Here is a 26,790-nt window from a genome sequence, read left to right as displayed (position 1 = left end):
GAGGCTGTTGAATGGCGGTTAAATATTTTCGTTTATTCCTCGGCCTCGCCGTAATGCGCAGCGCAAAAAGCGGCAAGCTCCTGAAGCTCCTCGTCCTCAAGCTCGAAGTCCAGATGCTTCTCCGATTCCTTCTCAATAATATCATGCTTGATGATTTCGCCTGCTTCGCCCTCTACCCGATATACGACGCGCAGATAGATGCCTTTGCTGGAGTATAGCTCGTCCTCTTCATCAAGCTCGATGTCGATCAGAAATTCATAACGTTTGCCGGCCAGAATGCCGAACGGATCTTTAATAAACTCAACGCTGTAACTGCTAATTGTCAGTAACTGTTCTGCTTCCATTTGTTTATTTCTCTCCTCGGAACGGATTATAGAATAGTTTTGGAATGCCTGTGTCAAAACGCAGCAATTTGCCGCTTACAGGATGCTCGAACGCGAGCACGCGCGCATGCAAGCCAAGACGCGGGATCGGCTTGGCGCGGGAGCCGTACTTCTTGTCGCCGACGACCGGGTGGCCGATATCTTGCATGTGGACGCGGATCTGATTTTTGCGACCGGTTTCCAGATGTACTTCCAGAAGCGAAAATTGCTTGCCTGCTTGCAGCAGCTTATAGTGGGTAACCGCGAGCTGTCCGTCATTCGGGTGCGGGCTGGAGTACATGCGCAGCGTGCTGCTTTCCTTCAGCCACGATTTGACCGTTCCGACCGATTTCTTAACGGTTCCCTCGACAAGGGCAACGTAAGAACGCTCTTGGACAATATCTTGCCAATTGTTTTGCAGCTTCTGCTGCACCGCTTCGCTCTTGGCGAACATCATGACGCCGGATGTGTCGCGATCGAGACGGTGAACGATGAAAATACGCCCTTTAGGATCGGCTGCGCGCACATGGGCATTTAATTGGCGGTAAGCGGTAAGCTCTGTTTCTTTATCCGTTGCAATCGAGAGCAGACCGGAATCTTTGTTCACAACGATAATGTGCTCGTCCTCATGCAATATAGCCAAACCGGCAAGCGGAACTGTCTCCGGCGCGCGCTCCTTGCGGATTATGACCGTTTGTCCCGGCTCCAGCATGAAATTGTATTTCGTCTCTGCGCGTCCATCCACAAACACTTGGCCATGCGCCAGCAGCGATTTCACGCTGTTTCGGCCTTGATTCAGCTGCGCGAGCAAAAAAGAGAGCAGCTCCGCCGGCTCCGCCGCCGTCAGCCGATTCTCCGGCGAGCCCGTTCCCCTCGGTCCGGCGCTCTTTGGTTTCTTGGACATTGCTGTATACCTCCTGCGAGTTCCTTGCTGCACCAACTATATCATGATTGCGAATGCAATACTATTCGCCGCTTTCTGATCGAGCACCGATTGCATCAATCTATGAAAAGTGTTTCATAGACAATAAACGGGAGCGATGTTACGATATTGAAATAATGTCCAGCCATAATGTGGAGGTCCTCATACTGTGAAAATGTTTAAAAATTCTGTTCTGCTAAGCACCGTCATCGCAGGAAGCTTGCTAATTGCCCCATTGTCCGGCGGCGCGGCCCATGCGGCCTCGGCGCAGCCTGCTTCAGTTGCAAGCGCCGCAAAATTAGCGGTCACTGCCACAAGCACGAAATCGATATCGGTATATCTCAATGATGAGAAATTACAGCTGTCCTCGCCGCCGTTTGTTAAGGACGGTGTCACTTTTGTGCCGATGCGTTCGATTTTCACTGCGCTTGGAGCTTCTGTTTATTGGGAATCGAAGTCGCAAACCATAGTCGGATCGAAGCCAGGTGTTACCGTCACGCTTACGGTGGGATCCAAAACAGCGGTCATTAACGGCAAGGCTTCCAAACTGGAAGCCGCTCCGATTGTGAAGAGCGGCGTTACTTACGTGCCGGCGAGGTTTGTGGCAGAGTCACTTGACGCAACGGTCAATTGGGATGCAAGGACGAATTCCGTTCGCATTATGACCCAAGCATATGAGCAGCAAAAAGAAGCGGAAGCGCAACGGGCAAAGCTGACCACGACGCAAATCGTTGATAAATATGACGATAGCGTAGTGCTTATTTCAACCAACAGAGCGATGGGTAGCGGCGTCGTTATCGGTGACCGCTGGATACTGACGAACCATCATGTCATCGTTGATGCCGCCTCTGCGACTGTTTTGACGGTTGACGGCGACAATTTCGAGGTTGCCGGTGTCGCGGCCTACGATGAGGACTATGATTTGGCGATTATTCAAACGAAAGAATCGCTTGGCGTTGCGCCTGTTGAGTTAGGCTATGCCGACCTGACATCTAAAAAAGGCGATAAAGTCGTAGCAATCGGCAGTCCGTTAGGCCTTCAAAACACGGTTTCCGACGGCTTGATCAGCAATATCGTATATGAAGGCGGCGTTCGCTATATTCAAACGAGCGCGCCGATTGACCACGGCAGCTCCGGCGGCGCGCTGTTTAATGAATACGGGGAATTAATCGGCATTACTACAGCCGGCTACACCTCGCAAGCGGATTTGAACTTTGCCGTTGCCGTAACGTACGGGCGATTGCTTTATGCAGGTTTGCCGGCTAAACCGGCTGCCAACGTGAAATTTCTGGAATCGCCGCTGCCAAAGACGCTTGTCGGCGCATCGAACGAACGGATACAAGAAGTTATAGCGGACAACTTTTCCTATCTGCAGACGAGTGAAGGTCTTGTAGAATTTAGCGATTGGAACGTAACGCGCGACGCTGAGGGCTGGCTCGTCATTTCAGCAACGATCGACCCGTCTGCTTACTTGCTTTACGGAGGCACAATCGAAGCGGATTTGCGCGCATGGGCGTTAAATTTAGGCTATGAGCTGAGTGAAATGCTGCCGGACGAGCCGGTTCAGCTGCTCATTAACTTTGACCGCGAATACAGCTTTAAACCGCGAGGTTTTACTGAAGATGAAGTGCACGCGACAGAAGACGGCAAATGGCGCTTGTTCTTTCCAGTCATCAACTTGCAGGTGAAGGACAAGGCAATTATTACCGTTCGGGCCTAATTATTATCATTCAATCGGATACATTTGTTTTCAATGCCGGGGGTTCTCCGTTCAGCATGTACGCTGACGGAGAGCCCCTTCTTTTTTGCGGCGCTTTTCGGTACAATAGGAAGCATCTTGATTGAAGGCAGAGAGGGTATCGCTATGAAAGTCGTATTGACTACATTAAACGCTAAATATATTCACACGTCGCTTGCGCTTCGTTGCTTGAAGGCATACAGCGCGAAAGATTTCGATATCGACATCGTCGAATATACGATTAAGGACCCGGCTATGAATATCGTGTCCGATCTTTTCACGCGCAACCCGGATGTCGTAGGCTTCTCCTGCTATATTTGGAATATCGAAGAGACCATTACGGTTATCAATATGCTTCGAAAAATCAAGCCGGAGCTGAAGATCGTCCTAGGAGGACCGGAGGTCAGCTACGATACGGACTATTGGATGGAACGCATCCCTGAGGTTGATTTTATCGTCGTTGGCGAAGGGGAAGAGACGTTTCACCATTTGCTTACGGAGCTTGAGGGAGCAGGCAAATTCCATATGGTATTCGGACTTGCTTATCGCAAACAGCGCGAGGATCGCGTTGAAGTGCTAATTAATCCCGGACGTCCGAAACTCGACCTCGCGACGCTGCCGTCGCCTTACCGCTTCAAGGAGGATTTGCCGACGCTTGCGAACCGGATTGTCTATTTCGAGACGAGCCGCGGCTGCCCGTTCAGCTGCCAGTTCTGCTTGTCCAGCATCGAGGTCGGCGTACGTTACTTCGATATGGAACGGACGAAGGCGGACATTTTGTATTTAATTGATTCAGGAGCCAAACTTATTAAATTCGTCGACCGTACCTTTAATATTAAACGGGACTATGCGCTGGAAATTTTTCAGTTTCTTATCGAGAACCATCGCGGCTGTGTATTCCAATTTGAAATCACAGCCGATATTATGCGCCCTGAGGTGCTAGACTACTTGGCGGAACATGCGCCGCCTGGCATATTCCGCTTTGAAATCGGCGTTCAGTCGACGAACGATCCGACAAACCTCGCTGTCCAGCGCAGACAGAACTGGTCCAAGCTGGTGCGCACCGTCACGAAAGTGAAGGAGTCCGGGAAAATCGATCAGCACCTCGATTTGATCGCCGGCTTGCCGCTTGAAAACTATGATACGTTTACGGGCACTTTTAACGACGTGTTCGCTCTGCGTCCAGAGGAACTGCAGCTTGGTTTTCTGAAAATGCTGCGCGGCACCGGACTTCGCCGCGACGCCGAAAAATGGGGCTATATTTATATGGATCACTCCCCGTATGAAATGCTGGGCAACGACTTGATGCCGTTTGGCGATATCGTGCGCATTAAGCGGGTAGAAGACGTGCTTGAGAAGTATTGGAACGCGCATCGGATGGACCGCACGCTGCTGCATCTGATCGACAACGTGTTTCCTTCCGCTTTTGCGTTCTTCCAGTCGTTTGGCGACTATTGGGAAGCGCAAGGCTGGCAAAAAATCGGCCATCAGCTGGAGGATTTGTTCTCCCGTCTATGGTCGTTCCTGAACGCTTATCGCGATGATGCGGCTTCGGAAGGCCGGGATAAGCTCGATTTGGATGTCGTGCTTGGGCTGATGAAATACGACTATTTCCTCAATCACAACTACAAGCCGCGCAAAACGTGGTGGGCGTTTACGATGGATAAAGCGGAATGGGGCGCTTGGATGCGCCGCCTTGTCGAACGGCCGGAGGACGTTTCTGCCGGGTTTGCCGCACATGGCCTGTCGGAGAAGGAGCTGCACAAGCATGCGGTCATTGAGATGCTGCCGTTTGATTTGGAAGCTTACTTGGAAAAGGGGGAAGTCCGCAAGGATACGCGGACGCTGCTCGCTGTCCTGTATGCGCTCGACAACGGAAACGGCGGAAAGCCGGTGCCAAAGGCCTACATGTTAAAAGACGGAGCTGCGGAAACGGCCGGCGCTTAACCGACAAAAAAATGCCGCTAAACCGAAAAAGACGCCTTCATTGAAGGCGTCTTTTTCGGTTTAGCGCAATGCTGGTTGCAACTTAGTTGATCTCATGCGCGAACTGGCGGGGACGGTAATTTGACTCCTGTTGGCGCACAATTTCGTTGAAATAGCACTGTCGCACAGTGTTATTTGGTCGAACGGCAGGCACGTTGGTGAAATAGCGCTGTGGCACAGCTTTATATTTCAAAATTGGCTGGGCTGCGCACAATTTCGTTGAAATAGCACTGTCGCACAGTGTTATTTGGTCGAACGGCAGGCACGTTGGTGAAATAGCGCTGTGGCACAGCTTTATATTTCAAAATTGGCTGGGCTGCGCACAATTTCGTTGAAATAGCACTGTCGCACAGTGTTATTTGGTCGAACGGCAGGCACGTTGGTGAAATAGCGCTGTGGCACAGCTTTATATTTCAAAATTGGCTGGGCTGCGCACAATTTCGTTGAAATAGCACTGTTGCACAGTGTTATTTGGTCGAACGGCAGGCACGTTGGTGAAATAGCGCTGTCACACAGCGTTATCAATATGTAGGGCTTAGCTTTTTAAGCTTGCCGTCGTTTTTCAACGGCAATTAAGTATGGCGCGGTTTGTCTCTGCGGCTGCCGGTACAGCATCGCGGCTGCGGCCGCGCCTGGCAGCTGCGATGCCCATGCTTCAACGGCAGCAGCCTCGATCTCTCCGCCGGGATGGCCCGGGTAGAGGACGCAAGTGACGATCCCGCCGGGGCGAAGCAGCGACAAAGCCGCATTCAGGGCAGCAATCGTTGTCGCCGGCTCCGTTATGACCGTTTCGTCGCCTCCCGGCAAATAGCCGAGATTAAACATGACGGCGGCTACGTTGCCTGCAGCTTCCGGAGCAACGGCTGCAGCCATTTCTGCATGGCTGCGGAGAAGCAGGCGCAAGGCGGGAAGCCTGCCGTCCGCGTCCAGCGCTGCAAGCCGCGTCCTCGTCCGGTCGAGCGCGTCCTGCTGAATATCGAACGCATACAAGGTACCCTTCGGTCCGACGAGAGTGGCGAGAGCAAGCGCGTCTACGCCGGTGCCCGCTGTCGCGTCAATGACGATATCGCCCGGATGAGTCCGTTCCGCAATCCACTTATGCGCCATGCCCAGTACAGAAAGAAATCCCATTTTAAACCTTCCTCCAATGCTTGCCTTGCCACGAATCTCGGCGTTTCAGCTCGTCGTCGATACCGTTGAGCACAGCCCACTTGTTCATGCTCCACATCGGCCCGATCAGCAGGCTGCGCGGCGCGTCTCCGGTCAGCCGATGGACGATCATTTCCGGCGGCAGAAATTCAAGCGAATCGACGATCAGTTTAATGTACTCGTCCTGCTCCAGAAACCGCAGCAGGCCGGCTTCGTATTGCTTCACCATCGGCGTTTTGCGCATCAAGTGAAGCAGATGAATTTTAATCCCTTGCACGTCCATTTGGGCGACAGCGCGTCCGGTATCGAGCATCATTTCATGCGTTTCTTGCGGCAAGCCGTAAATAATATGGGCGCAGACGCGAATGCCGCGCTTGCGAAGGCGGCGCACTGCATCAAGATAACAATCGGTGTCGTGTGCGCGGTTAATGAGAGCGGAGGTCGACTCATGGATTGTCTGCAGCCCCATCTCCACCCACAGGTAAGTTCGCTCATTCAGCTCCGCCAAGTAGTCCACGACATCGTCCGGCAAACAGTCGGGACGCGTTGCGATCGACAAGCCGACAACGCCGGGCTGCTGCAAGATGATTTCATAATACTCGCGCAGCTCCTCCAATGGAGCATAAGTGTTGGTATAAGCTTGGAAATAGCCGATATATTTCGCGTCCGGCCATTTCAAATGCTGGCGGTCGCGGATCGTATTGAATTGCGTGACGAGATCGTCGCGTCTACTGCCGGCGAAATCTCCGGAGCCTCTGGCGCTGCAAAAGGTACAGCCGCCCTTGGCAATCGAGCCGTCGCGGTTCGGACAGGTGAAGCCGGCGTCGAGCGTCACTTTAAACACTTTTTCCCCGAAATGCTCCCGCATCTCGTAGTTCCAGGTATGAAATCGTTTGTCGCCCCAAAGCTGCGGCTCAGGCGATAGCTGCAAAGCGTTCATGCGTTCACCTCCTTACATCAGAATCTTTGAACATGACATCAGGACCTTTGAGCGGAGCTCAAAGTCACTCTGCATCTTCAAAGTCACTCCTTAGCTAATGAATTGCTTTTTATTTTACCGAAAACCGTCCGCAATTGCCATGCTGCGAAAGGGGATTTGCGGATCAAAAAACAACTGGAAAAAATAACGCTTTCACCACAAATTGGGCTTGCTAAACCTAACACGATCTGTTATATTAAAAGTGCGACAAGACAACAAAAAAACCTAACATACTCTATTCGTACTGATTGTCATAGAACGTCGATTAACTGGAAATGCTGTAAATAAAATCGATGAGGTGATCTGTAATGAGCCAAACAAAAATTCCGCATGGCGACGAATTGGTAAAGGTAGAATTGACAGTGAAAGAACTGATGGCGCTTAGCGGCGTCCGTTTCCCCAACAATCATCATATTGAGGTGTCTGCACGCAGAAAGCTGAACGAAGTGCTGGAAGAAACGTTCGAAATCGATTCGAGCAGCGCTCCGATCGACTATCGCATGCTTACCTAAGTACAAAAAATAATTAGCCATTGGCTAAATTTAAGCCGCGGGATTGCTCCTGCGGCTTTTTCATGGTCATTGCGAAACGCAGCGTATGCCGCTGCACAGAGGCAGCGTGTACGCTTGTTTGTCCAAGCCCTTTACAACCGGACGGAACTTGGGCAAAATAAGTATCAGTTTATTGATCCAATGGATTGTAGGAGGACATCATCAACATGCGTTTAAGAGGAAGAAAAGGAATTCGTGAAAGCATAGAGGCGCAACCGGAGCTGGTCGTGCTTGACGGAGCGCCGCTTAAAGGCAAATGGCGCGAGTTTTTCGGCAACGACAACCCGATTTATGTCGAGCTTGGCATGGGCAAGGGACGCTTTATTAGCCATATGAGCGCTCTCAACCCTAATATCAACTTTATCGGCGTCGATATGTATGACGAGCTGATCCGCCGCGCAAGCGAGAAGGCGCGCGAAATTTGGCAAGAGCAGGGCGTAGACAATCCGCCGAATCTGGCGTTGCTTCGTGCAAATATCGAGCATATTGAGACGATGTTCGAGCCGGGAGAATTGCAGCGCATCCATCTGAATTTCAGCGATCCGTGGCCGAAAAGCAAACACGCTCGCCGCAGGCTGACACATCCGCGGTTTCTCGCGAAATATGAGCAGCTGCTGAACGAGCGCGGTGAAATTCATTTTAAGACCGATTCGCAATCGCTGTTTGAATTTTCGTTAAACAGCTTCGCGGAAGTGGAAATGCATTTGCGCAACATCTCGCTTCATTTGCATAAGGACGAGCCTCGCGAGGATCTCGTATTTACCGAATATGAAATGAAGTTTATGGGCAAGGGCCAGCCCATTTATCGGCTTGAAGCGGTAGTCGGCGAAGCCGTGCTTGCCGAGCATCGCGCCAACAAGCGCGAGGCTGCCCGCCGTGAAGCGGCGGCTGCTGAGGCAGCTGATGCCGCAGCGGCAGCAGGACTCGCAAGCCGGGAAGAGGACGAATAGCCATTCGTTGAACGGCTATCGACTCGTGCGGCGGCTGGCTAGATCGGATTTACCCAATTATATTCGACCGCAATGGCTGTCAGCGTGCCGATCAGCGCGCCGACGGCCACATCGGAAGGATAATGGAGTCCGAGGTACATTCTAGACCAGCCGACCGATACGCCGATGACAACAGCGATCGGCAGCGCGATGACAATCCAGGTCCCGCTTGCGGCGACCAGCGGTATTAGCCAAGCAAATATGGCGGTCGTATGACCGGACGGAAATGAGGAATCGACCAGCGGTTTCCTTCCCGTATTCATCCCCTCAAGCGCTTGATAAGGGCGCAGCCTCTTGAATTTTCTCTTCACGATAAAAACCGGAAAATGACTGATTACGACTGCGGTAAAGCATTGCCACCCCGTCATGTTCCAAGGCGCGGGCGCAAGAAGCGCGAAGAGCAAAGCGCTCGAGCAAGTGAAAGTAGCACCGCCCATATGCGTAATCGTTGCCAGCCATTTTCCAATCCATCGATGCAGCCTTCTGTGCATTCTCCGTTGATTGGCCCAGATGATGAACTGTTGTTCGCGGGTTCTTAGTTTTTCTATCACTCGTCTCATCTGTGTCCCTCCTAAAAAGTTTGCGGGGCAAACTTACTTCGAAAGCGTGTGCTTAAAGTTTGCGGAGCAAACGAATGCATGATTCGCACACATTATAACCGATATTGCGATATAGATGTTTAAAAAAAAGATAACTTCATTTTGAAATTTATATAAAGGAGCCCCGTATTACAAAATGGGCCTATTGGCAAAACTGATATGGAAGTGCAAGTTTTGCCGCATAATCGTTCACGTTTTTGACACAATGCGGAGCAATAGCCCGGGAAACTTTTTAGCGTCTCTTGTCGTTAGTAAGGACGGAAGGGCTAAAAAGAAAGCAAACAGGTGAAAATAAGGCTGATTCGCCGCAAAAGGAGGTAATTGAGATATTCATACGCCATGCAAGCGTTTTTCTGGCTGGATTGCGCATAATGGCGGCAAATTAAGCTTTTGACAAAGTTGGTCATTGTGTGGAAAATCAGTAAAGTCAACGATGACGTTTTTCCATATAGATAAGCGAAGTGCGTCAAAGTAGAGAAAATATATAATAAAGAGCCTGTCGGGGCTGCAGTCGCAAGTTGGACGCAGTGATTAGAACGGGCAATTAAAAAGGGGTCTTAAGGGGGCAGTACCGAATGTTCAATACGATAATGTTTGTGTTTCAAATCGCTTTTGCTTTGCTCGGCTTGTACCAGCTGTTTCTAACGTTTTACGGCTGGCACCGCAAAAAGGAAGATTTATCTCATGCTCCGCAAAAGAAATTCGCTTTGCTTGTCGCCGCTCACAATGAGGAACAGGTAGTAGGCGCATTGATCGAAAATTTATTGAAAATGAAATATCCTCGCGAGCTGTACGATATTTTCGTTATTTGCGACAACTGCACAGACGGAACGGTTAAAGTTGTAAACAGCTACGACGGCGTGTATGCATGCGAACGGGTTAACACGAACCAGCGCGGCAAAGGCTATGCCGTAGAATGGATGCTTAAAGAGCTGTGGAAAATGCCGAAGAGCTATGACGGCGTATGTATTTTTGACGCTGACAATCTTGTGGCGACTGACTTCCTGCAATATATGAATAATGATCTGATCAATGGAAACAAAGTGATCCAAGGTTACCTTGACACGAAAAACCCGAACGACTCGTGGGTTAGTTCCGCAAACGCGATTAACTACTGGTTCTGCAACCGCCTTTGGCAGCTGCCTAGAACGAACTTGAAGCTTGCCAACTTCCTTGGCGGCACAGGCATGTGCTTTGATGCCAAGCTGCTGAAAGAAATGGGCTGGGGCGCAACGAGTCTTGTTGAGGATCTCGAGTTTACCGTACGTTGTATCCAACGCGGAATTTACCCGAAATTTAATTATGAGGCAAAAGTATTTGACGAGAAGCCGATTACGTTCCAGGCTTCGGCTCGTCAGCGTCTTCGCTGGATGCAAGGCCATTTCGACGTAACGCGCAAATATATGCTTCCGCTGCTTTGGCAGGGCATCAAAGAAGGCAGCTGGACGAAGATCGACGCCGCGCTTTATGTTTTCAACGCATACAACTACTTGGCAGGCTTCTTCATCTCGGCGATAATTTGGGGCGATATCGTATTGTCGGGAGGCAACTACGTCACTTCGGTTTACAATCTCCTGCCGCTGTGGCTGAGCATTCCGTATATGCTGTACGTATTTATTCAAATTCCGCTTTCGATGTACCTGGCGAAAGTCAATTGGAAGCTGTATCTGCGCATTCCGACGTTTCTGCTGTTTACGCTGTCGTGGTGGCCGATTACGGTTCACGCCTTCTTTACGCAAAACAACAAAAAGTGGAGCCACACGCAGCATACGCGCGTTATTCGTCTGGAAGAAGTGCAAAGCAAACAGCTTTAAAGGTTGCTTGCTGAATGGGTTGACACAGTAAAGAACGCTATGGTATATTATATCGGTAACAGTTTTAAAGTGAATAGACGCACAAGAAGAAGCGCCCGCTTCTCACCTTTCGGCACAGGCTGACTGGTTCGCGATAATCGATTGTTATCGAACATTTCTATGTCTGAAATGATGAGAACGGTTATGGAATGCGGGTTCGCGCGAACCCGCATTTTTTTTATTTTTGAGAACCCAATGCGCAAGCATTCCACTATGGAGGTGGCACGTTATTAGCAGAGAACATCAAATCAACGATGAGATCCGGGCTAGAGAGGTACGCCTTGTCGGCGCGGAAGGCGAGCAAATCGGCATCAAGTCGATTCGCGACGCACTGCAAATGGCAATTGACTTGAATCTGGATCTAGTGAATGTTGCTCCTACAGCGAAACCGCCTGTATGCCGCATCATGGACTACGGCAAATTCCGTTACGAGCAGCAGAAGAAAGAGAAGGAAGCCCGCAAAAATCAAAAGATCGTCGACTTGAAGGAAGTTTGGTTCCGTGCGAACATCGATGAGCACGACTACCAAACGAAATACCGCAATGTCGTGAAATTTTTGGGCGAGGGCGACAAGGTCAAAGCTTCCGTTCGGTTCCGCGGGCGTGAAATCGCGCATGCGGCGATCGGCCAGAAAATTCTGGACCGTCTGTCGCAAGAGGTTGCCGAAATATGCAGCGTAGAGCGTGCGCCGAAGCTGGAAGGCCGGAGCATGATTATGATTTTGGCACCAAAAAGCAATAGTTAATTTAAGGGAGGATAAACGACATGCCTAAGATGAAAACGCACAGCAGTCTGAAAGACCGCTTCAAAATTACCGGTACTGGTAAAGTGAAACGCTACAAAGCGTACCGCAATCACTTGCTTTCCCACAAATCGGGACGTCAAAAACGCGTTCTTGCTGGCCAGCCGCTTATGGCTGCAGGCGACGTTCGCCGCATTCAGCAAGGCCTTGCTAACCTGAAATAGTATTGTACGACCATTATAGAAAGTAAAATCAACTTATGGGAGGTTTCCACTCATGGCAAGAGTTAAAGGCGGATTTGTCCGCACTCGTCGTCGGAAAAGAATTTTAAAGCTGGCTAAAGGTTATTTCGGTTCGAAACATCGTCTGTTTAAAACAGCGAAGGAGCAAGTAGGTAAATCCCTGCTGTACGCTTACCGTGACCGTCGTACGACTAAACGCAATTTCCGCAGACTGTGGATCGTTCGTATCAACGCGGCTGCTCGCCAAAACGGCCTGTCGTACAACAAATTCATGTACGGCTTGAAACTGGCTGGCGTAGAAGTGAACCGCAAAATGCTTGCTGACCTGGCTGTTAACGACATCAACTCGTTCAACTCCCTTGCAGGCGTTGCAAAATCGAAAATCAACGCTTAGTATTGCATTAAGCGTATAAAGAGGCTGTCCCCGAGCGGGACAGCCTCTTCTTTTTGCCGTTATTTAACGAGAATTTTTACTTCTTTAGGTTCGAGCGTTACGTTAATCGAGCCGTTATTAACCGTAACTTTATCGGTGCCCATTTGGTTTGTTAATTGCGCGCCGTTGGAAAGGCTGCTGAGATTGCCGATCGTGCGCGTCTGCGAGCTCCACGAATCGTTAATGAGCACAACGACTTCGTCGCCGTCTTTGGAGCGTTGGAAATCGGTTCGGGCCCCCTAAAGACATGAACACAACCCTCCCCTTATTTATGCAACCGTTTGCGCAAAAGACAATGAAACCACCTTTTTTAGTAGTGAACGATCCAACATTAATCGATTATTCAGAATCATCTGAATACAATCAACCGACCTTTGTGAACGGTTGCAAGCTAGATTATAAAGCAAACACCAGAACAAACAACCGAATACATTGAACAGTAAAGTGTAGAATTTTGTCTAGTTCTATGGATATACCTCTCTAGCATTAGCGCTCATTTTTGTTTATTAAGGACAAACAAACAATCCCTCTTAAAAAATATGAATATAGTATAGAACAACGGAGGGAAGGAGGGATTTGGCATGGGTCATGTGACGAAAGAGCAGGCAAGACGGCTGGTCGGCAAAAATATTTATGCAGTACGCAAAGACGGCACAGTTGTAAAAGGCAAGCTCGTTCGCGTGCATAACAACCAGCTCGTCATTGCTCCGCTGGCAAGTAAAAACAAAGGCAAAAAGGTTCAAGTGAAGTTCGGTTTCTGTTTTCTACCGCTTCTTTTCCTGTTCGCAATAGGAACTTGCGGTTTCGGCGGCGGCTTCGGCGGCGGTTACGGCGGCGGCTATGGAGGCAGTTACTGCGGTTGCGGATGCGGCGGCTACAACAAGTGCTATAACCAAGGCTACTATTAAGCTGATCGTTATAGATTAGAACCAAGCTGCGGCTGGGGCGAAGCGAGCGGCTTCATCATTTCATAGCATCGAAGGTTGGCGTCATAGCGGGTTATTTGATAGCCCAGGCGGGAGTAGAAACGATGTGCTCTACCATTGTTCTCGTCAACAAACAAGTATGCTGCGGCGCACTGATGAGCTATGCCGTAAGCTTCGCAACCAGCCATAAGCTTTTTTCCCCATTCTCGATTGCGGTGCTCAGGGTGGGTAACGAGCATGTCGATGTACAAGAAGGAATCGAGCTTTTCAAAATGGACAAAGCCGTAGGGCTTTGTCGTTTTGCCTGCCGCGGCAACGTAGGTAGCGCCTCTTCTGAAGCGTATAGGCAGCTCGCGCACAGCATGCGCGTCCAGCGTATGCACGGAGTGTGACAGCGGCATCAGTTCCGTGCGGATCAAGCGGAATATTTCCGCGTCGTCAGTTCTTGCGTTTCGAAATCGGATCATCGGCGAACAATTCCTTCCCGGGCAGAATGAGATTGCCGACAAACGGCTATGCTACTATATGAGGAAAATGATGTTTGTGCGACGTTGTTTTTTTTAAGCCATTTTCCTTGACGAACAGGAATTGACGGAATATAATGAAGGCAGTCTTATTTAATATGTCATCGGCAATGATGAGGACGAAGTGTTAAGGGCTCTTACTGTTCAGAGAGCAGACGGATTAGCTGCAACCGTCGCCAGAATCCCTTTTCTACGAGCTCACCTCGGAGCTGTTTCCCTGAAAAGCAACAACCGTTGCGCATTAGGGGAAATCGCAAGGCACGCGTTACTGTGCCGCAGGTATGGACGTTTTGTGCACACACGTTCTTACCTATTGAGGTTATACATCGAGAGATGTATAACGAATTTGGGTGGTACCACGGAAGATCAACCTTTCGTCCCTCGAGTCTTCGAATTATCGAAGCGAGAGGACGAAAGGTTTTTTTGTTTGATCACATGATTTTGGTTTAATTATGTCAGGAGGAGGATGGCCGATGGTCACGCAAAGCGCAACACTGAAGTCAAAACAAGAGTTAATTGAAAAGATGAAAAAGCCGGAAGTAATTACAGGCTCCGAAATGTTACTCCGTAGTTTGGTGCTGGAAGGCGTCGAATGTGTATTTGGATATCCGGGTGGCGCAGTGTTGTACATCTACGACGCGATGCACGGATTCTCCGATTTTAATCATATTCTTACCCGTCACGAGCAAGGCGCAATTCATGCAGCAGACGGTTATGCACGCTCCAGCGGCAACGTAGGCGTTTGTATCGCAACTTCTGGACCGGGGGCAACAAACCTTGTTACAGGCATTGCAACCGCATATATGGATTCGGTTCCGCTCGTTGTTATTACAGGTAATGTCATGTCCAGCCTGATCGGCAGCGACGCTTTCCAAGAAGCGGACATTACAGGCATCACGATGCCGATTACGAAGCACAGCTACCTGGTTCGCAATGTAGAGGATCTGCCGCGCATCATTCACGAGGCGTTCCATATCGCGAATACGGGCCGCAAAGGTCCGGTATTGATCGACATTCCTAAGGATGTATCGGCGAACAAAGCGCTGTTCCAGCCGGTTAACGAAGTGAGCATCCGCGGCTACAACCCGACGGTGACGCCTAACAAGCTGCAAGTCGACAAGCTGATCAAAGCGATCGAGCAAGCAGAGCGTCCGCTTATTCTTGCAGGCGGCGGCGTCGTTTACTCCGGCGCTCACGAAGAGCTGCTCGAGTTCGTTACGAAAACGGAAATTCCGATTACGACAACGCTTCTGGGTCTTGGCGGCTTCCCAAGCGGCAACGATCTTTGGATCGGCATGCCGGGCATGCACGGCACCTATACAGCGAATAAATCGATTCAATCGGCTGATTTGCTCATTAATATCGGAGCGCGTTTCGATGACCGCGTAACCGGCAAGCTTTCCGGCTTCGCTCCGCTTGCAAAAATCGTTCACATCGATATCGATCCGGCGGAAATCGGCAAAAACGTACCGACGGACATTCCGATCGTTGGCGACGTTAAGACGGTGCTCCAGCTTGCGAATCAGCAAGCGAAACGCGCAGATAAAGCAGATGACTGGCGCGCGAGCGTGCAAGCGTCGAAGCTGCAATATCCGTTCAGCTATCAGGACTCCGATGAAGTGCTGAAGCCGCAATGGGTAATCGAGATGCTTCATGAAACGACGAACGGCGACGCTATCGTAACGACGGACGTAGGCCAGCACCAAATGTGGGCCGCGCAATATTACAACTTCAATAAACCGCGCTCGTGGGTAACTTCCGGCGGTTTGGGCACAATGGGATTTGGATTCCCTTCCGCGATCGGCGCTCAGATGGCCAACCCGGATCGGGTTGTCGTATCGATCAACGGCGACGGCGGCATGCAAATGTGCGCGCAAGAGCTTGCGATCTGCGCAATCAACAACATTCCGGTAAAAGTTGTTATTATCAACAATGAAGTGCTTGGCATGGTTCGCCAGTGGCAAGAGCTCATTTATGACAACCGCTACAGCCATATCGACCTTGCAGGCAGCCCCGACTTCGTGAAGCTGGCTGACGCTTACGGCGTTCGCGGATTCCGCGCAACGAACAAGGAAGACGCTCGCAAAGTTTGGGAAGAGGCGCTTCGCCATCCAGGTCCGGCAGTCGTCGAATTCGTCGTTAATAAAGAAGAAAACGTGTATCCGATGGTTGCCCAAGGAAGCACGATCGACGAAATGATCATGGGGGATGCGTAAATGAAAAAGCATACGATTGCAGTTATTGTCAATGACCAGCCCGGCGTTCTGCAACGCGTATCCGGCTTGTTCGGACGCCGCGGTTTCAATATCGAGAGCATTACAGTAGGAACAAGCGAAGAGCAAGGCTTGTCCCGTATGGTTATCGTCACCACTGGCGATGACCATACGCTGGAACAAGTAACAAAGCAATTGTACAAGCTCATCGACGTCATTAAAGTTGTCGATCTGAGCTCCAACCCGATGGTAGCGCGCGAGCTTGCTTTAATTAAAGTAAGCGCTGAGCCGGCTGCCCGTCCGGAAATTCTTGGCGTAGTCGAGACGTTTCGCGCGGCTGTCGTCGATATCGGCACTCATTCGCTTATCGTACAGGTTGTCGGAGACACGGAAAAAATCGACGCAATGGTCGAGCTGCTCAAGCCTTACGGCATCAAAGAACTTTCGCGCACAGGCGTTACGGCGCTGAACCGCGGCAACAAATAAACTACTATATCTATAAACATCCCGCTTTGAGCGGGAGTTTAAGCGGAGAAGCTGTTTCTCTTCTTAAACACCCGCTCAAAAGGGTTAAATTAAAGGAGGCAATTATTATCATGGCAGTTACTTTGTACTATGAAAAAGATTCAGACATCAACGTTCTCCAAGGTAAAACAATCGCAGTTATCGGTTACGGCAGCCAAGGTCACGCACAAGCGCAAAACCTTCGCGACAGCGGCCTGAAAGTCGTTATCGGTCTTCGTCCGGGCAAATCCGCTGACGTTGCTAAAAAAGACGGTTTCGAGGTTCTGACAGTTGCTGAAGCGACTAAAGTTGCTGACGTCGTTCAAATCTTGCTTCCAGACGAAACACAAGCAAAAGTATACGCGGAAGAAATCGAGCCTAACCTGAAAAAAGGCGCTTCGCTCATGTTCTCCCACGGCTTCAACATTCACTACGGCCAAATCGTGCCTAGCAAAGATACAGACGTATTCTTGGTTGCGCCTAAATCGCCAGGTCACATGGTTCGCCGCACATACCAAGAGGGCTTCGGCGTTCCTGGTCTGATCGCGATCCATCAAGACGCTACTGGCAATGCGAAAGCAATCGGCCTTGCTTATGCAAAAGGCATCGGTTGTACGCGTGCTGGCGTTATCGAAACTTCTTTCAAAGAAGAAACAGAAACCGACTTGTTCGGCGAACAAGCTGTACTTTGCGGCGGCGCTTCCGCGCTCGTTAAAGCTGGCTTCGAAACGCTGGTTGAAGCAGGCTACGCTCCAGAAATGGCTTACTTCGAGTGCTTGCACGAGCTGAAACTGATCGTTGACCTGATGTATGAAGGCGGACTTGCAACGATGCGCGATTCCATCTCCAACACAGCTGAATACGGCGACTATGTAACAGGTCCTCGCATCGTTACAGAAGAAACGAAAAAAGAAATGAAACGCGTTCTTGAAGACATCCAATCCGGACGTTTCGCACGCGACTTCATCCTTGAAAACCAATCCAACCGCGCTATGCTGACGGCTACTCGCCGTAACGAAGCTGCTCATCCAATCGAGCAAACTGGCAAACAGCTGCGCGAGCTGATGCACTGGATCAAGAAGTAATAACAGATAGCCAGTCATAGGGACAGGCTAAACCAAATAGACTGCAATTGATTGATATTATCCCGGTTCGCCGGAGCTGTCCGGATGCGTTGCCGTATCTGTGGCAAAGTCTCCGCGCGCTCCGGGATGATTCTGTTAGCGGAGGTGCAAGCAACATGCGGAAAATATATATTTTCGATACGACGCTTCGTGACGGGGAGCAATCGCCCGGTGTCAATCTGAACACGAAGGAAAAGGTGGAAATCGCCCTTCAGCTGGAGAAGCTTGGCGTGGATCGGATGGAAGCCGGCTTCCCGGCAGCATCGCCCGGCGACTTGGCTGCGGTTAACGCCGTTGCGCGCGCAGTGAAAAATGCAACGATTATCGGCCTGTCGCGTTCCCGCGAGCAGGATATTGATGCCGTGCGCGAAGCGTTGAAAGGCGCAGAAGATCCTTGCATTCATCTGTTTCTGGCGACCAGCCCGATTCACCGCAAGCATAAACTGCGGATGGAGAAGGAGCAGGTGCTGGAGACTGCTGAGCGCGCGATCCGCTATGCGAAGCAATATTTTAGCAAAATCGAATTCTCTCCTGAAGATGCAGGCCGCACAGAGCTGGACTTCCTGTGCCAAGTAACGGATATGGCGATTCGCGCAGGCGCGACGGTTGTCAACATTCCCGATACGGTCGGCTATTTGAATCCGCTTGAATACGGCAACATCTTCAAGACGCTGAAGGAGAACGTTCCGAATATCGAAACGATTCAGCTCAGCGCCCATTGCCATGACGATCTTGGCATGGCGACAGCGAATGCGCTTTCCGCGATTTTGAACGGCGCCGATCAAATCGAGGGCACAATCAACGGTATCGGCGAGCGTGCAGGCAACACGGCAATCGAAGAGATTGCTTTGGCGCTTGAGACGCGTTCGGACTATTTCGGCGCGAAAACGTCGCTGAATTTGAAAGAAATCGCAAAAACGAGCCGTCTTGTCAGCAAGCTTACGGGCATGGTTATTCCAGGCAACAAAGCGATCGTTGGCGCGAACGCCTTCGCGCATGAGTCTGGCATTCACCAGGACGGCATGCTGAAGGAGAAAACGACTTACGAGATTATTTCTCCCGATACAATCGGCCTTCGCGAATCGAAGCTCGTACTCGGCAAGCATTCCGGACGCCATGCGTTCCGTGAAAAGCTGATCGATCTCGGCTACGAATTGGAAGAAGAGTCGATTAACGCTGCGTTTGCGAAGTTCAAAGACCTTGCTGACCGCAAGAAAAACGTAACGGACGAAGATATTCGCGCGATGCTGGAAGAGAAGCTGACGGATACGCCGGAAGTATTCACATTGGAGACGATCCAAGTAAACTACGGCAATCAGTCGACGCCTAGCGCTTCCGTTCGCATCCGTAAAGCGGAAGGCGACGTTCGCGAAGAAGCTGCAATCGGCAACGGTTCTGTGGACGCGATCTACAATGCAATCGATAAAGTGACGGAGGAGACGGTCGAGCTTGAGGACTACTCCATCAAGTCGGTATCGCAAGGCAAAGACGCGCTCGGCGAAGTGCATGTCGTGCTGAAGCAGGATGAAGTGTCGGCGCAAGGCCGCGGCCTGAGCACCGATATTCTTGAAGCAAGCGCGCGCGCTTATATCGATGCGCTGAACCGTTTGATCGAGAAGCGGAAGGCTCCGGGACGCCGCGACAAAATGAGCTTGATATAAAAAAGAGGCTCTGTCGTTTGAAAACATGATGGATGATTATTTTCGCAGATGGAACGTGGAATCTCCTTACGGCCGCTGTTGTATTTCCTTTTTTGTTGAACCATTAATTAGGGGAACAAAAAGGAAATACAAAGGCGGACGCGATGCTCCTTCAGGAGATTTCCACTTTTCCAACACTGCGATAATCATCCATATGTTAAAAACGGCAAGAGCTTTTTTTATATCAAAGAGAGAGAAAGAGAAGGTGCTGGGATGCTGGCTAAAGAGCATTTGAGGACGTCGAGACGGGACGAGATGATCGACATCACAAGGCAAGTGGGCGCAATTGTGAAGAACGAAGGCTTGGCTGACGGGCTGGCCGTCGTCTATTGCCCGCATACGACAGCAGGCATTACGATTCAAGAAAATGCCGATCCGGATGTAAAGCATGATATTCTGATGCGGCTGGACGAGGTCTATCCTTGTGAGCATCCGAAATATCGTCATGCAGAGGGCAATACCGCTTCGCATTTGAAGGCGTTGACGACCGGGACGAGCCAGACGGTCGTTGTAAGTGAAGGCAAGCTGCTGCTCGGCACATGGCAGGGCATCTATTTTTGCGAATTCGACGGGCCTCGCGCAAGAACTTACTATGTAAAACTGCTCAAAGGATAATTTTTCTCAAATTATAGGAAAGTATAAGTTTTCTCTATACTTGACCTATAATTCTCGGAATGAAACGCGCTGCGCCGCCAAAGGACGGCGACAGCCGTTTCACCTTGAATAACTTTATAAGCGTTGCCTATAAAGATGATAGATTTTATATCTTTGTTTAAATGGACGAAATGTGGTACAAATGATAATAGATTGAGAATCACAAAGCTTATTTCAAGCTAATATGAGGGAGTGTAATATTCACATGTCAGAAGTGAAAAAAATCGCGGTTATCGCCGGCGACGGCATTGGTCCTGAGGTTGTAGGCGAAGCGCTTAAAGTATTGAAAAAAACGGAAGAGCTTTTCGGCTATCAATTTGAAACGGAGCACGGTTTGTTCGGCGGTATCGCGATCGACGAAAAAGGTACTCCGCTGCCGCAAGAAACGCTTGATCTTTGTAAAAACGCTGACGCTGTATTGCTTGGCGCGGTTGGCGGCCCGAAATGGGACAACAACTCGAAAGAGCTTCGTCCAGAAACAGGCTTGCTCGGCATTCGCAAAGCGCTTGGCCTGTTCTCCAACATTCGCCCGGCTAACGTATTCGATTGCTTGAAGGAAGCTTCGACGCTTAAACCGGAAGTGCTCGAAGGCACGGATCTGATCGTCGTACGCGAGCTGACAGGCGGCATCTACTTCGGCGAGAAATTCCGCCGCGAAGGCGCAAACGGCGAAGAAGCGGTAGACACTTGCGTATACAATGTGCAAGAGGTTGAGCGCATCGTACGCCAAGCATTCGATATCGCAATGACGCGCAGCAAGCGTCTGGCATCGGTTGACAAAGCGAACGTATTGGAAACTTCCCGTTTGTGGCGTGAAGTTGTAAACCGGATTGCTCCTGAGTATCCGGAAGTTGAGCTTGAGCATGTACTGGTCGACAACTGCGCAATGCAGCTGCTCCGCCGTCCGTCGAGCTTCGACGTTATCGTAACGGAAAACATGTTCGGCGACATCCTGAGCGACGAAGCAGCGATGCTGACAGGCTCCATCGGCATGCTTTCCTCCGCTTCCCTGGGCGAAGGCAGCTTCGGCCTGTACGAGCCGGTTCACGGCTCTGCGCCTGACATTGCTGGACAAGGCATCTCCAACCCGATCGCTACGATTCTGTCGGTTGCGCTTATGTTCCGTTTGACTTTCGGCTACCACGAAGCGGCTCAAGTCATCGAAGATGCGGTTAAAAACGTACTCGACGCTGGGCACCGTACAGGCGACATCGCCGTTGACAAGAGCACGGCAATCGGAACGACTGCAATGGGCGATCTGATCGTTGCTGCAATGAAAAAGGCTTAATTATATTTATTATAATTAAGTAATAATTTTAATATTGACTTGATTATAGTCTAATGATAGTATCTATGGCATAGTCACCATTGGTAAATGGCGGATGACGAGAGAAAATTCGGATAGGTCAAGGAGGATATTACAATGGCAGAACGTTTGGTAGGTCGCCCGGCACCTGATTTTACGATGGAAACAGCCACTGGCGACGGTAAAGACTTTGGTACGGCATCTTTGGCGGATTACAAAGGCAAATGGCTGGTATTATTCTTCTACCCATTGGATTTTACATTTGTATGCCCTACTGAAATTACAGCTCTGAGCCTTGCTTCTGAAGAGTTCGCAAAACTGAACACGGAAGTGCTCGGCGTCAGCGTAGACAGCAAGCATAGTCACCGCGCGTGGATTAACACGCCTGTTAACGATAACGGTCTTGGCAAATTGAGCTTCCCGCTTGCTGCTGACATCACGAAAAAAGTAGCAGGCGATTATGGCGTATTGATCGAAGAAGAAGGCATCGCGCTTCGCGGCCTGTTCATTATCGATCCGCAAGGCGAAGTGAAATACCAAGTTGTTAACCATAACGATGTTGGCCGCAGCGTTGATGAAACGCTTCGCGTTCTGCAAGCTTTGCAATCCGGCGGTCTTTGCCCGATGAACTGGAAGCCGGGCCAACAACATCTGGTTGCGAAGTAATCTCTGCTACAAGCCAGAGAAACAGCTCACATAAGCAATTAGTGAAAAAATAGCGGTGCAGGTGTTATCTCTGCATCGCTATTTTACGTTTATTCGAATGATTCTGGAGAAGCGATAGCGTTCGCTTTTGCTTGTGGATTCCTATATTAAATCTTTCAATTGGAATGATTAATATTTCAATATCTGACAATGGGGTCTATAAAGCAGGAATTTCATCTTCACTGCTCGAATAGTTTATATGAAACAAACAGCCATACAACCAATCGAATAATTCTCGTTTGTCTGCTGCAGATCGATCTGCGGCCGGACGCATAAGGAGGGAACCGGCGATGAGCTTTTGCTGCGGTGCAAGTATGATTGGCACGAAAGGGACGCTGAAACATATTCGGACGAATATTCATAATGTTCCGATCATGTTCTGTCCGGTATGCCATCGGGTTGAAATTCACTATCTTGTGGAGAACGAATACGAGATATTGGCTGAATATGCGCACGGAGACGGCGCAGACGAAGTCGATTTTGGGGAGTATGTTGAACAGGAAGGCAAGGAGCTTTTGGAAAATTGCGTCAATCATGAGAACGAGGATCCGATGGACGTCGTTCTAAGCCAGATTGACATGGCGCTCGATTTGCTTTGTTTTGCGGGACAAATCGGCGATAAGGCATGGCAGGATGAACTGAAAAAGCGGTTAGGCACATTAAACGGCAGACGCAATAAATTGAGACAGAGACGAACCTCTGTCTAATGTTGATATGAAACGATGCCTCCTTCGCGGAGGCTTTTCATTTTTCTCAGAAAATTGAACGTACACCCCCTGAAATCAAATCATGCTAGCGAAACATATGAACAGAGAGGTGGAGCGGTTGTTACTCTTGTTGTTCAAACGGTTTATGGGGAAGTCCAATTCCTCGAATGCCGAAGAGCTGCAGCATAAAGCGGCTCCTGAACAGATCATTGTAAGAATTAAGCAAGGCGATGAGGCGCTGAGAGAGCAATTCATAGCCGACTATAAGCCTTATGTCACGAAGGTGACAAGCCGTTTCTGCAAACGGTATATAGACCCGTCAAGGGATGATGAATTCAGTATTGCTTTGACGGCGTTCAATGAGGCAATCAACCAGTTTTCCTCCGAATCCGGCAGGTCTTTTCTAGGGTTCGCAGAAACGGTCATACGACGCCGTTTAATCGATTATGTACGCAAGGAGCAGCGTCACTTTCAATCGGTTCCATACAGCTCCTTCGACCAGCAGGATGAAGAGGAGCAGCCCTACAATCCGGTTGAAACCCGGCAAGCGCTGCAAGCTTACGACTTGGAACGGGCGGCAGAAGAACGCCGGATGGAAATTATGGAGTACAGCAAGGAGCTGGAAGGCTTCGGCGTAACGTTTCTTGAGCTGGTGGAGTGCTCGCCTAAGCACGCCGATTCACGGGAGATGCTGAAAGGCATCGCCGGGTCGCTGGCGTCGAATGAGAAATTGTTTGAACAATTGCGCACAACAGGCAAGCTTCCGGTTAAAGAGCTGACGGATCTATGCGAAGTCTCTCGCAAAACGATTGAGCGCAATCGGAAATATATAATTGCAGTTGCTTTTATTATGAAAGGTACATATCCTTATTTGTTCGATTACATAAATAAGTACGATCAAACTACGCAAATGGGCAAGGGGGCAGGGTTATGAATCGCGGCGTCGTGATGCAAGTGAAAAATAATAAAGCTGTAGTCATGACGTCCGACGGCGGATTTGTATCCGTTCCGCTTAACCGCAAGGCGCAAGTCGGGGAAGAGATCGTATTTGATTCCCTTCATTTGCAAGCGGTACGCCGTAAGCCTCGCCGCACCCACTGGTATGCTGGAGCAGCTGCCGCTATCGTTCTTATGCTGCTGCCGTTGCTTTTTCTCGTGCAAAGCGCAAACCACCCGGTTGTTGCCTATGTGAGCATGGATATTAATCCAAGCATCGAGATTGGAGTCGATGAGAATAAAAACGTATGGGAGCTTCGCGCGTTAAACGATGACGGCAGCGACATTATCGAAGATATTGACTTTAAAGGCAAGCCGATTGATAAGGTTGCGGATCAAATCGTTAAAAAGATCGCAAACGCCGATTATTTGGCCGGGGCGGATAAAGATATTGTCATTACAAGCTTGCTTCTGAATGAAAAGGCCGGAGTCGAGTTTGAAAAGGCGTTGTCCAGCCAGCTCGATGCGGCAATTATGAATGTGATCGACCAGTTGGCTCTTGAAGTGGAAGCGAACATTATGGCATTGTCGATTCCTGTCGAGCTTCGAGACGAAGCAGCTATGAATGGCGTATCATCCGGCAAAATGGCGGTCTATTTGATGGCCAAAGAAGAAGGGTACGAAATTCCGCTGGAATTGTTGAAAAACGAGTCGATCGACAAGGTGTCGGAACCGTACGGCGGCGTGGAGCAAATCGTCGACCATTCGGATAATGCGAGCAAGGAAAAGCTCAAGGAGCTCGTAGATAAAGAAAAGAAAGAGAAGAAAGAAAAGGCGGATAAGGCTAAAGATCAATCTGCGAAATCGACGCCAAATCCGACTGAGGGGAATTCCGGAACGGCAACAAGCAAGCCGCAGCAAACCTCTAAGCCAAGCGCTGCTGCTGATAAACCGAAAAGCGGCCAAACGGATAAACCGCGCACGACGAAGCAACCGGATCTTAAGAATGATAAACGCGGCAACAGCGGCAAGAACAGCGGCGGCAGCAGCAGCAATAAGGGCTCGTCCGGCAAGAAGGACGATGATGATCGTTCGGGCTGGAATTGGGGCAAGAAGGATGACAATTCCAAATCTAACGATAAAAATCGTAATCAAGACAATGACGATGGCGACGACGATAATCGAAAAAATGATGATAATCGCGATCGCGGCAATGCGGATGGCGATTACGGCGATTATGGAGATGATCGCGACAATGATAGAAATGACAGCGATTCGAATAAGAACGATAAGCAAGAAGACAGCAATGAGGATCGAGACAATACGAATAAACATAACGATGACGATGACCGCAAAGATGACGGTGATCGTCGCGGCGGCCAGCGCAATTGATATTGTTTACAATATATTAGGAATGGAAATTCCAATATTCGACAAAGTCTCCGATTGACAGCAAATGTTAACAAATTTTATGATAAAATAAATTGTTCGCATCGTCATTGATGTTGTCGGGGAGGATTATTGGATGCAGCTGGCTCAAAAGCGCTATTTCCCGGCTCTTGCCGAATTTGTTCGCAACGGAATGGAAATGTCTCTTGTTAAAGCAAAGGAACTCGGAAGTGAAATGCAAGGCTTTCGTCCCGAGGATGTCATTGCTCTTCATGAAGAATGTATGCAGACAATTGTGGCTAATGTTGAATCGGATGAAGCGATACAGCTTTATAATCGTTCGTTTATGTTTTTAATAGAAGTGATGGTCACTTTTCGTGAGGCCTCGCTGGATGATCAGCTCAACAATCAACGATTTTCTGAAATGCGGGAAATGCTTTTTCATTCCAACCGTTCTTTCGAAATGGTAAAAAATAAGTATGAAAACGTGCTTCAACACATGGACAGCGGGATCGCATTGTTCGACAGCGAAGGCGTACTGTCTTTTATTAACGTTCAAATGGCAAAGCTGCTCGACATTCCTCGCAAAACGCTTATCGGCTGCAATTTAAACGAGATTTTAACGAATCGCCAGCTGAATACAACGACAAAACGGCTAATCGTACGCCTTTATAAGGAATTGTTCCGAAGGAGAAGCGGCTATTACGAATTTCAAGACAAGGATGGCAAGCATCTGCTTGTAACCGTTACTTATGGAGATCAGCTGGACGGCGATTTTCTAATAAGCGTGAAGGATGTTTCCGAATACAAGCAGATTGAGCAAACTGCGCTGCAGAACGACAAGCTTGCCATGCTCGGACGAATATCGGCTGCAATAGCGCACGAAATTCGAAATCCGCTCACTTCGATTCGAGGATTCATACAGCTATTGCGGCCTTATTTAATGCAGCTGGGCAAAGAGGAATACGCGCGCATTATTTTAGCGGAAATTGACCGGGCTAACGACATTATTTATGAGTTTTTAAATTCATCCAAGCCTTCTGCTCCAATGAAGAAAGCAGTATCGATCAATCAGCTTGTCCAAGAGGTTGTGCTGTTAACGGAAAGCGAAGCGCTGATGCGCAATTGCCATATTCAAGTTGAATCCTATGACAATGATACCGATGTGACCGTGTCGATCGATGTGAAGCAAATTAAACAGGTCATTTTAAATATTATGAAAAACGCTTTGGATGCCATTGAGGAGATCAGTGACAAACGAAGAGGCCGAATTGACGTCATAACCCGTTCAGACGGGCAGAATGCAGAAATTATACTTCGCGATAACGGCAAAGGGATGGACCGTCCGACGCTCGCCCGATTGTTCGACCCTTTTTTTACGACTAAGGAAGCGGGAACCGGTCTTGGATTGTCTGTCAGCTATCGCATTATCCGCAATCATAACGGTTCGATTCGCGTGGATAGCTGTGAAGGTAACGGAACAACATTTACAATCTATTTGCCATTGGCAGAATAAAGCATTAGAATCGGGGTATGCACCCCGATTTTGTTTTTGAA

26 protein-coding genes, 1 pseudogene and 1 other annotated feature are annotated in these 26,790 nt (G+C 49.5%); of the genes and pseudogenes, 20 read left to right on the top strand and 7 right to left on the bottom strand.

Features of this window, described 5'->3' with window-relative positions:
- Positions 1-32: 32 nt before the first annotated feature.
- The gene (locus GOM71_RS16500; protein WP_156283008.1) at positions 33-344 is read right to left on the bottom strand and encodes a DUF6509 family protein; all 312 of its coding nucleotides are present in this window, start codon (positions 342-344) and stop codon (positions 33-35) included.
- 4 nt (positions 345-348) lie between these two features.
- Complete coding sequence (locus tag GOM71_RS16495; protein ID WP_156283006.1) at positions 349-1,266, bottom strand: RluA family pseudouridine synthase; 918 nt, start codon at positions 1,264-1,266, stop codon at positions 349-351.
- A gap of 193 nt (positions 1,267-1,459) precedes the next feature.
- Between GOM71_RS16495 and GOM71_RS16490 the strand changes: the two genes are divergently transcribed.
- Together GOM71_RS16490 and GOM71_RS16485 are read left to right on the top strand one after the other, a co-directional pair.
- On the top strand, positions 1,460-3,004 hold the full coding sequence (locus GOM71_RS16490) for a stalk domain-containing protein (RefSeq protein WP_253944888.1): 1,545 nt from the start codon (positions 1,460-1,462) through the stop codon (positions 3,002-3,004).
- Between the two features lie 144 nt (positions 3,005-3,148).
- Positions 3,149-4,969, top strand: a complete 1,821-nt coding sequence (locus tag GOM71_RS16485) for a B12-binding domain-containing radical SAM protein (protein WP_156283002.1) — start codon at positions 3,149-3,151, stop codon at positions 4,967-4,969.
- A 582-nt stretch (positions 4,970-5,551) separates the two neighbouring features.
- Here GOM71_RS16485 and mnmM read toward each other — a convergent pair.
- Both mnmM and mnmL read right to left on the bottom strand, forming a co-directional pair.
- Positions 5,552-6,139, bottom strand: a complete 588-nt coding sequence (gene mnmM, locus GOM71_RS16480; protein ID WP_156283000.1) for a tRNA 5-(aminomethyl)-2-thiouridylate-methyltransferase MnmM — start codon at positions 6,137-6,139, stop codon at positions 5,552-5,554.
- Position 6,140: 1 nt separating this feature from the next.
- Positions 6,141-7,097: a tRNA modification radical SAM protein MnmL/YtqA gene (gene mnmL, locus GOM71_RS16475; protein WP_156282998.1), complete on the bottom strand. Its 957-nt coding sequence runs from the start codon at positions 7,095-7,097 to the stop codon at positions 6,141-6,143.
- 347 nt (positions 7,098-7,444) lie between these two features.
- On the opposite strand from mnmL, the gene GOM71_RS16470 reads away from it, so the two are divergent.
- On the top strand, positions 7,445-7,648 hold the full coding sequence (locus tag GOM71_RS16470) for a hypothetical protein (RefSeq protein WP_156282996.1): 204 nt from the start codon (positions 7,445-7,447) through the stop codon (positions 7,646-7,648).
- A 206-nt stretch (positions 7,649-7,854) separates the two neighbouring features.
- A complete protein-coding gene (gene trmB / locus GOM71_RS16465) occupies positions 7,855-8,637 on the top strand; it encodes a tRNA (guanosine(46)-N7)-methyltransferase TrmB (RefSeq protein WP_156282994.1) in 783 nt (260 codons plus the stop codon).
- Between the two features lie 38 nt (positions 8,638-8,675).
- Here the strand turns inward: trmB and GOM71_RS16460 are convergent, their stop codons facing one another.
- Entirely contained in the window at positions 8,676-9,236 is a 561-nt protein-coding gene (locus tag GOM71_RS16460; RefSeq protein ID WP_156282992.1) for a phosphatase PAP2 family protein, read from the bottom strand.
- A 614-nt stretch (positions 9,237-9,850) separates the two neighbouring features.
- Here GOM71_RS16460 and GOM71_RS16455 point away from each other — a divergent pair.
- The 4 genes from GOM71_RS16455 to rplT all read left to right on the top strand — a co-directional run bounded on the left by GOM71_RS16455 (position 9,851) and on the right by rplT (position 12,506).
- The gene (locus tag GOM71_RS16455; RefSeq protein ID WP_156282990.1) at positions 9,851-11,089 is read left to right on the top strand and encodes a glycosyltransferase family 2 protein; all 1,239 of its coding nucleotides are present in this window, start codon (positions 9,851-9,853) and stop codon (positions 11,087-11,089) included.
- Positions 11,090-11,166: 77 nt separating this feature from the next.
- Positions 11,167-11,313 (top strand) — a sequence feature (ribosomal protein L20 leader region).
- Between the two features lie 62 nt (positions 11,314-11,375).
- A complete protein-coding gene (gene infC / locus GOM71_RS16450) occupies positions 11,376-11,873 on the top strand; it encodes a translation initiation factor IF-3 (RefSeq protein WP_367649657.1) in 498 nt (165 codons plus the stop codon).
- Positions 11,874-11,893: 20 nt separating this feature from the next.
- Entirely contained in the window at positions 11,894-12,094 is a 201-nt protein-coding gene (rpmI, locus tag GOM71_RS16445) for a 50S ribosomal protein L35 (protein WP_015842912.1), read from the top strand.
- A gap of 52 nt (positions 12,095-12,146) precedes the next feature.
- Positions 12,147-12,506 (top strand): 50S ribosomal protein L20, encoded by a 360-nt coding sequence (gene rplT, locus GOM71_RS16440; protein WP_156282986.1) that lies wholly within the window; start codon positions 12,147-12,149, stop codon positions 12,504-12,506.
- A 59-nt stretch (positions 12,507-12,565) separates the two neighbouring features.
- Here the strand turns inward: rplT and GOM71_RS16435 are convergent.
- Positions 12,566-12,769: pseudogene (locus tag GOM71_RS16435) on the bottom strand (alpha-amylase family glycosyl hydrolase); the annotation flags it as partial.
- Positions 12,770-13,126: 357 nt separating this feature from the next.
- On the opposite strand from GOM71_RS16435, the gene GOM71_RS16430 reads away from it, so the two are divergent.
- Positions 13,127-13,453, top strand: coding sequence for a hypothetical protein (locus GOM71_RS16430; protein WP_156282984.1), 327 nt, complete (start codon positions 13,127-13,129; stop codon positions 13,451-13,453).
- A gap of 8 nt (positions 13,454-13,461) precedes the next feature.
- Here the strand turns inward: GOM71_RS16430 and GOM71_RS16425 are convergent, their stop codons facing one another.
- The gene (locus tag GOM71_RS16425; protein WP_156282983.1) at positions 13,462-13,938 is read right to left on the bottom strand and encodes a GNAT family N-acetyltransferase; all 477 of its coding nucleotides are present in this window, start codon (positions 13,936-13,938) and stop codon (positions 13,462-13,464) included.
- Between the two features lie 530 nt (positions 13,939-14,468).
- Here GOM71_RS16425 and ilvB point away from each other — a divergent pair.
- From ilvB to GOM71_RS16370, 11 genes are all read left to right on the top strand, one after another.
- Entirely contained in the window at positions 14,469-16,211 is a 1,743-nt protein-coding gene (gene ilvB / locus GOM71_RS16420) for a biosynthetic-type acetolactate synthase large subunit (RefSeq protein ID WP_156282982.1), read from the top strand.
- Positions 16,212-16,694 carry an acetolactate synthase small subunit gene (gene ilvN, locus GOM71_RS16415; RefSeq protein WP_156282981.1) on the top strand — a complete coding sequence of 161 codons (483 nt, stop codon included), beginning with the start codon at positions 16,212-16,214 and terminating at the stop codon, positions 16,692-16,694.
- Positions 16,695-16,804: 110 nt separating this feature from the next.
- Positions 16,805-17,797 carry a ketol-acid reductoisomerase gene (gene ilvC / locus GOM71_RS16410; protein WP_156282980.1) on the top strand — a complete coding sequence of 331 codons (993 nt, stop codon included), beginning with the start codon at positions 16,805-16,807 and terminating at the stop codon, positions 17,795-17,797.
- A 155-nt stretch (positions 17,798-17,952) separates the two neighbouring features.
- Complete coding sequence (locus tag GOM71_RS16405; RefSeq protein WP_156282979.1) at positions 17,953-19,497, top strand: 2-isopropylmalate synthase; 1,545 nt, start codon at positions 17,953-17,955, stop codon at positions 19,495-19,497.
- 252 nt (positions 19,498-19,749) lie between these two features.
- A complete protein-coding gene (locus GOM71_RS16400; RefSeq protein WP_156282977.1) occupies positions 19,750-20,151 on the top strand; it encodes a secondary thiamine-phosphate synthase enzyme YjbQ in 402 nt (133 codons plus the stop codon).
- Between the two features lie 244 nt (positions 20,152-20,395).
- Positions 20,396-21,478 (top strand): 3-isopropylmalate dehydrogenase, encoded by a 1,083-nt coding sequence (gene leuB, locus GOM71_RS16395; RefSeq protein WP_156282975.1) that lies wholly within the window; start codon positions 20,396-20,398, stop codon positions 21,476-21,478.
- 135 nt (positions 21,479-21,613) lie between these two features.
- Positions 21,614-22,162, top strand: coding sequence for a peroxiredoxin (locus GOM71_RS16390; RefSeq protein WP_156282973.1), 549 nt, complete (start codon positions 21,614-21,616; stop codon positions 22,160-22,162).
- 329 nt (positions 22,163-22,491) lie between these two features.
- Positions 22,492-22,908 carry a hypothetical protein gene (locus GOM71_RS16385; RefSeq protein ID WP_156282972.1) on the top strand — a complete coding sequence of 139 codons (417 nt, stop codon included), beginning with the start codon at positions 22,492-22,494 and terminating at the stop codon, positions 22,906-22,908.
- 145 nt (positions 22,909-23,053) lie between these two features.
- The gene (gene sigI / locus GOM71_RS16380) at positions 23,054-23,842 is read left to right on the top strand and encodes an RNA polymerase sigma factor SigI (RefSeq protein WP_253944885.1); all 789 of its coding nucleotides are present in this window, start codon (positions 23,054-23,056) and stop codon (positions 23,840-23,842) included.
- Complete coding sequence (locus GOM71_RS16375) at positions 23,839-25,236, top strand: anti-sigma factor domain-containing protein (protein WP_156282970.1); 1,398 nt, start codon at positions 23,839-23,841, stop codon at positions 25,234-25,236. The genes sigI and GOM71_RS16375 overlap by 4 nt, the downstream gene beginning before the upstream one ends.
- A 133-nt stretch (positions 25,237-25,369) precedes the next feature.
- Positions 25,370-26,749, top strand: coding sequence for an ATP-binding protein (locus GOM71_RS16370; protein WP_156282968.1), 1,380 nt, complete (start codon positions 25,370-25,372; stop codon positions 26,747-26,749).
- Positions 26,750-26,790 lie beyond the last annotated feature (41 nt).

The sequence above is a fragment of the Paenibacillus sp. NEAU-GSW1 genome (genome assembly GCF_009737085.1).
Taxonomy (GTDB): Bacteria; Bacillota; Bacilli; order Paenibacillales; family Paenibacillaceae; genus Pristimantibacillus.
The sequence above is the reverse complement of the archived record's forward strand: the minus strand, read 5'-3'. Positions and strand labels throughout refer to the sequence as shown.

What these genes read in the sequence shown, in the direction of transcription:
- GOM71_RS16500 (WP_156283008.1), bottom strand. Translation starts at nt 344, where the DNA reads ATGGAAGCAGAACAGTTACTGACAATTAGCAGTTACAGCGTTGAGTTT.
- GOM71_RS16400 (WP_156282977.1), top strand. Translation starts at nt 19,750, where the DNA reads ATGCTGGCTAAAGAGCATTTGAGGACGTCGAGACGGGACGAGATGATC.
- ilvB (WP_156282982.1), top strand. Translation starts at nt 14,469, where the DNA reads ATGGTCACGCAAAGCGCAACACTGAAGTCAAAACAAGAGTTAATTGAA.
- leuB (WP_156282975.1), top strand. Translation starts at nt 20,396, where the DNA reads ATGTCAGAAGTGAAAAAAATCGCGGTTATCGCCGGCGACGGCATTGGT.
- rpmI (WP_015842912.1), top strand. Translation starts at nt 11,894, where the DNA reads ATGCCTAAGATGAAAACGCACAGCAGTCTGAAAGACCGCTTCAAAATT.
- trmB (WP_156282994.1), top strand. Translation starts at nt 7,855, where the DNA reads ATGCGTTTAAGAGGAAGAAAAGGAATTCGTGAAAGCATAGAGGCGCAA.
- mnmL (WP_156282998.1), bottom strand. Translation starts at nt 7,097, where the DNA reads ATGAACGCTTTGCAGCTATCGCCTGAGCCGCAGCTTTGGGGCGACAAA.
- GOM71_RS16470 (WP_156282996.1), top strand. Translation starts at nt 7,445, where the DNA reads ATGAGCCAAACAAAAATTCCGCATGGCGACGAATTGGTAAAGGTAGAA.
- mnmM (WP_156283000.1), bottom strand. Translation starts at nt 6,139, where the DNA reads ATGGGATTTCTTTCTGTACTGGGCATGGCGCATAAGTGGATTGCGGAA.
- GOM71_RS16390 (WP_156282973.1), top strand. Translation starts at nt 21,614, where the DNA reads ATGGCAGAACGTTTGGTAGGTCGCCCGGCACCTGATTTTACGATGGAA.
- ilvC (WP_156282980.1), top strand. Translation starts at nt 16,805, where the DNA reads ATGGCAGTTACTTTGTACTATGAAAAAGATTCAGACATCAACGTTCTC.
- GOM71_RS16425 (WP_156282983.1), bottom strand. Translation starts at nt 13,938, where the DNA reads ATGATCCGATTTCGAAACGCAAGAACTGACGACGCGGAAATATTCCGC.
- GOM71_RS16430 (WP_156282984.1), top strand. Translation starts at nt 13,127, where the DNA reads ATGGGTCATGTGACGAAAGAGCAGGCAAGACGGCTGGTCGGCAAAAAT.
- sigI (WP_253944885.1), top strand. Translation starts at nt 23,054, where the DNA reads ATGGGGAAGTCCAATTCCTCGAATGCCGAAGAGCTGCAGCATAAAGCG.
- GOM71_RS16385 (WP_156282972.1), top strand. Translation starts at nt 22,492, where the DNA reads ATGAGCTTTTGCTGCGGTGCAAGTATGATTGGCACGAAAGGGACGCTG.
- GOM71_RS16455 (WP_156282990.1), top strand. Translation starts at nt 9,851, where the DNA reads ATGTTCAATACGATAATGTTTGTGTTTCAAATCGCTTTTGCTTTGCTC.
- GOM71_RS16370 (WP_156282968.1), top strand. Translation starts at nt 25,370, where the DNA reads ATGCAGCTGGCTCAAAAGCGCTATTTCCCGGCTCTTGCCGAATTTGTT.
- rplT (WP_156282986.1), top strand. Translation starts at nt 12,147, where the DNA reads ATGGCAAGAGTTAAAGGCGGATTTGTCCGCACTCGTCGTCGGAAAAGA.
- GOM71_RS16460 (WP_156282992.1), bottom strand. Translation starts at nt 9,236, where the DNA reads ATGAGACGAGTGATAGAAAAACTAAGAACCCGCGAACAACAGTTCATC.
- GOM71_RS16375 (WP_156282970.1), top strand. Translation starts at nt 23,839, where the DNA reads ATGAATCGCGGCGTCGTGATGCAAGTGAAAAATAATAAAGCTGTAGTC.
- GOM71_RS16485 (WP_156283002.1), top strand. Translation starts at nt 3,149, where the DNA reads ATGAAAGTCGTATTGACTACATTAAACGCTAAATATATTCACACGTCG.
- GOM71_RS16405 (WP_156282979.1), top strand. Translation starts at nt 17,953, where the DNA reads ATGCGGAAAATATATATTTTCGATACGACGCTTCGTGACGGGGAGCAA.
- GOM71_RS16490 (WP_253944888.1), top strand. Translation starts at nt 1,460, where the DNA reads ATGTTTAAAAATTCTGTTCTGCTAAGCACCGTCATCGCAGGAAGCTTG.
- GOM71_RS16495 (WP_156283006.1), bottom strand. Translation starts at nt 1,266, where the DNA reads ATGTCCAAGAAACCAAAGAGCGCCGGACCGAGGGGAACGGGCTCGCCG.
- ilvN (WP_156282981.1), top strand. Translation starts at nt 16,212, where the DNA reads ATGAAAAAGCATACGATTGCAGTTATTGTCAATGACCAGCCCGGCGTT.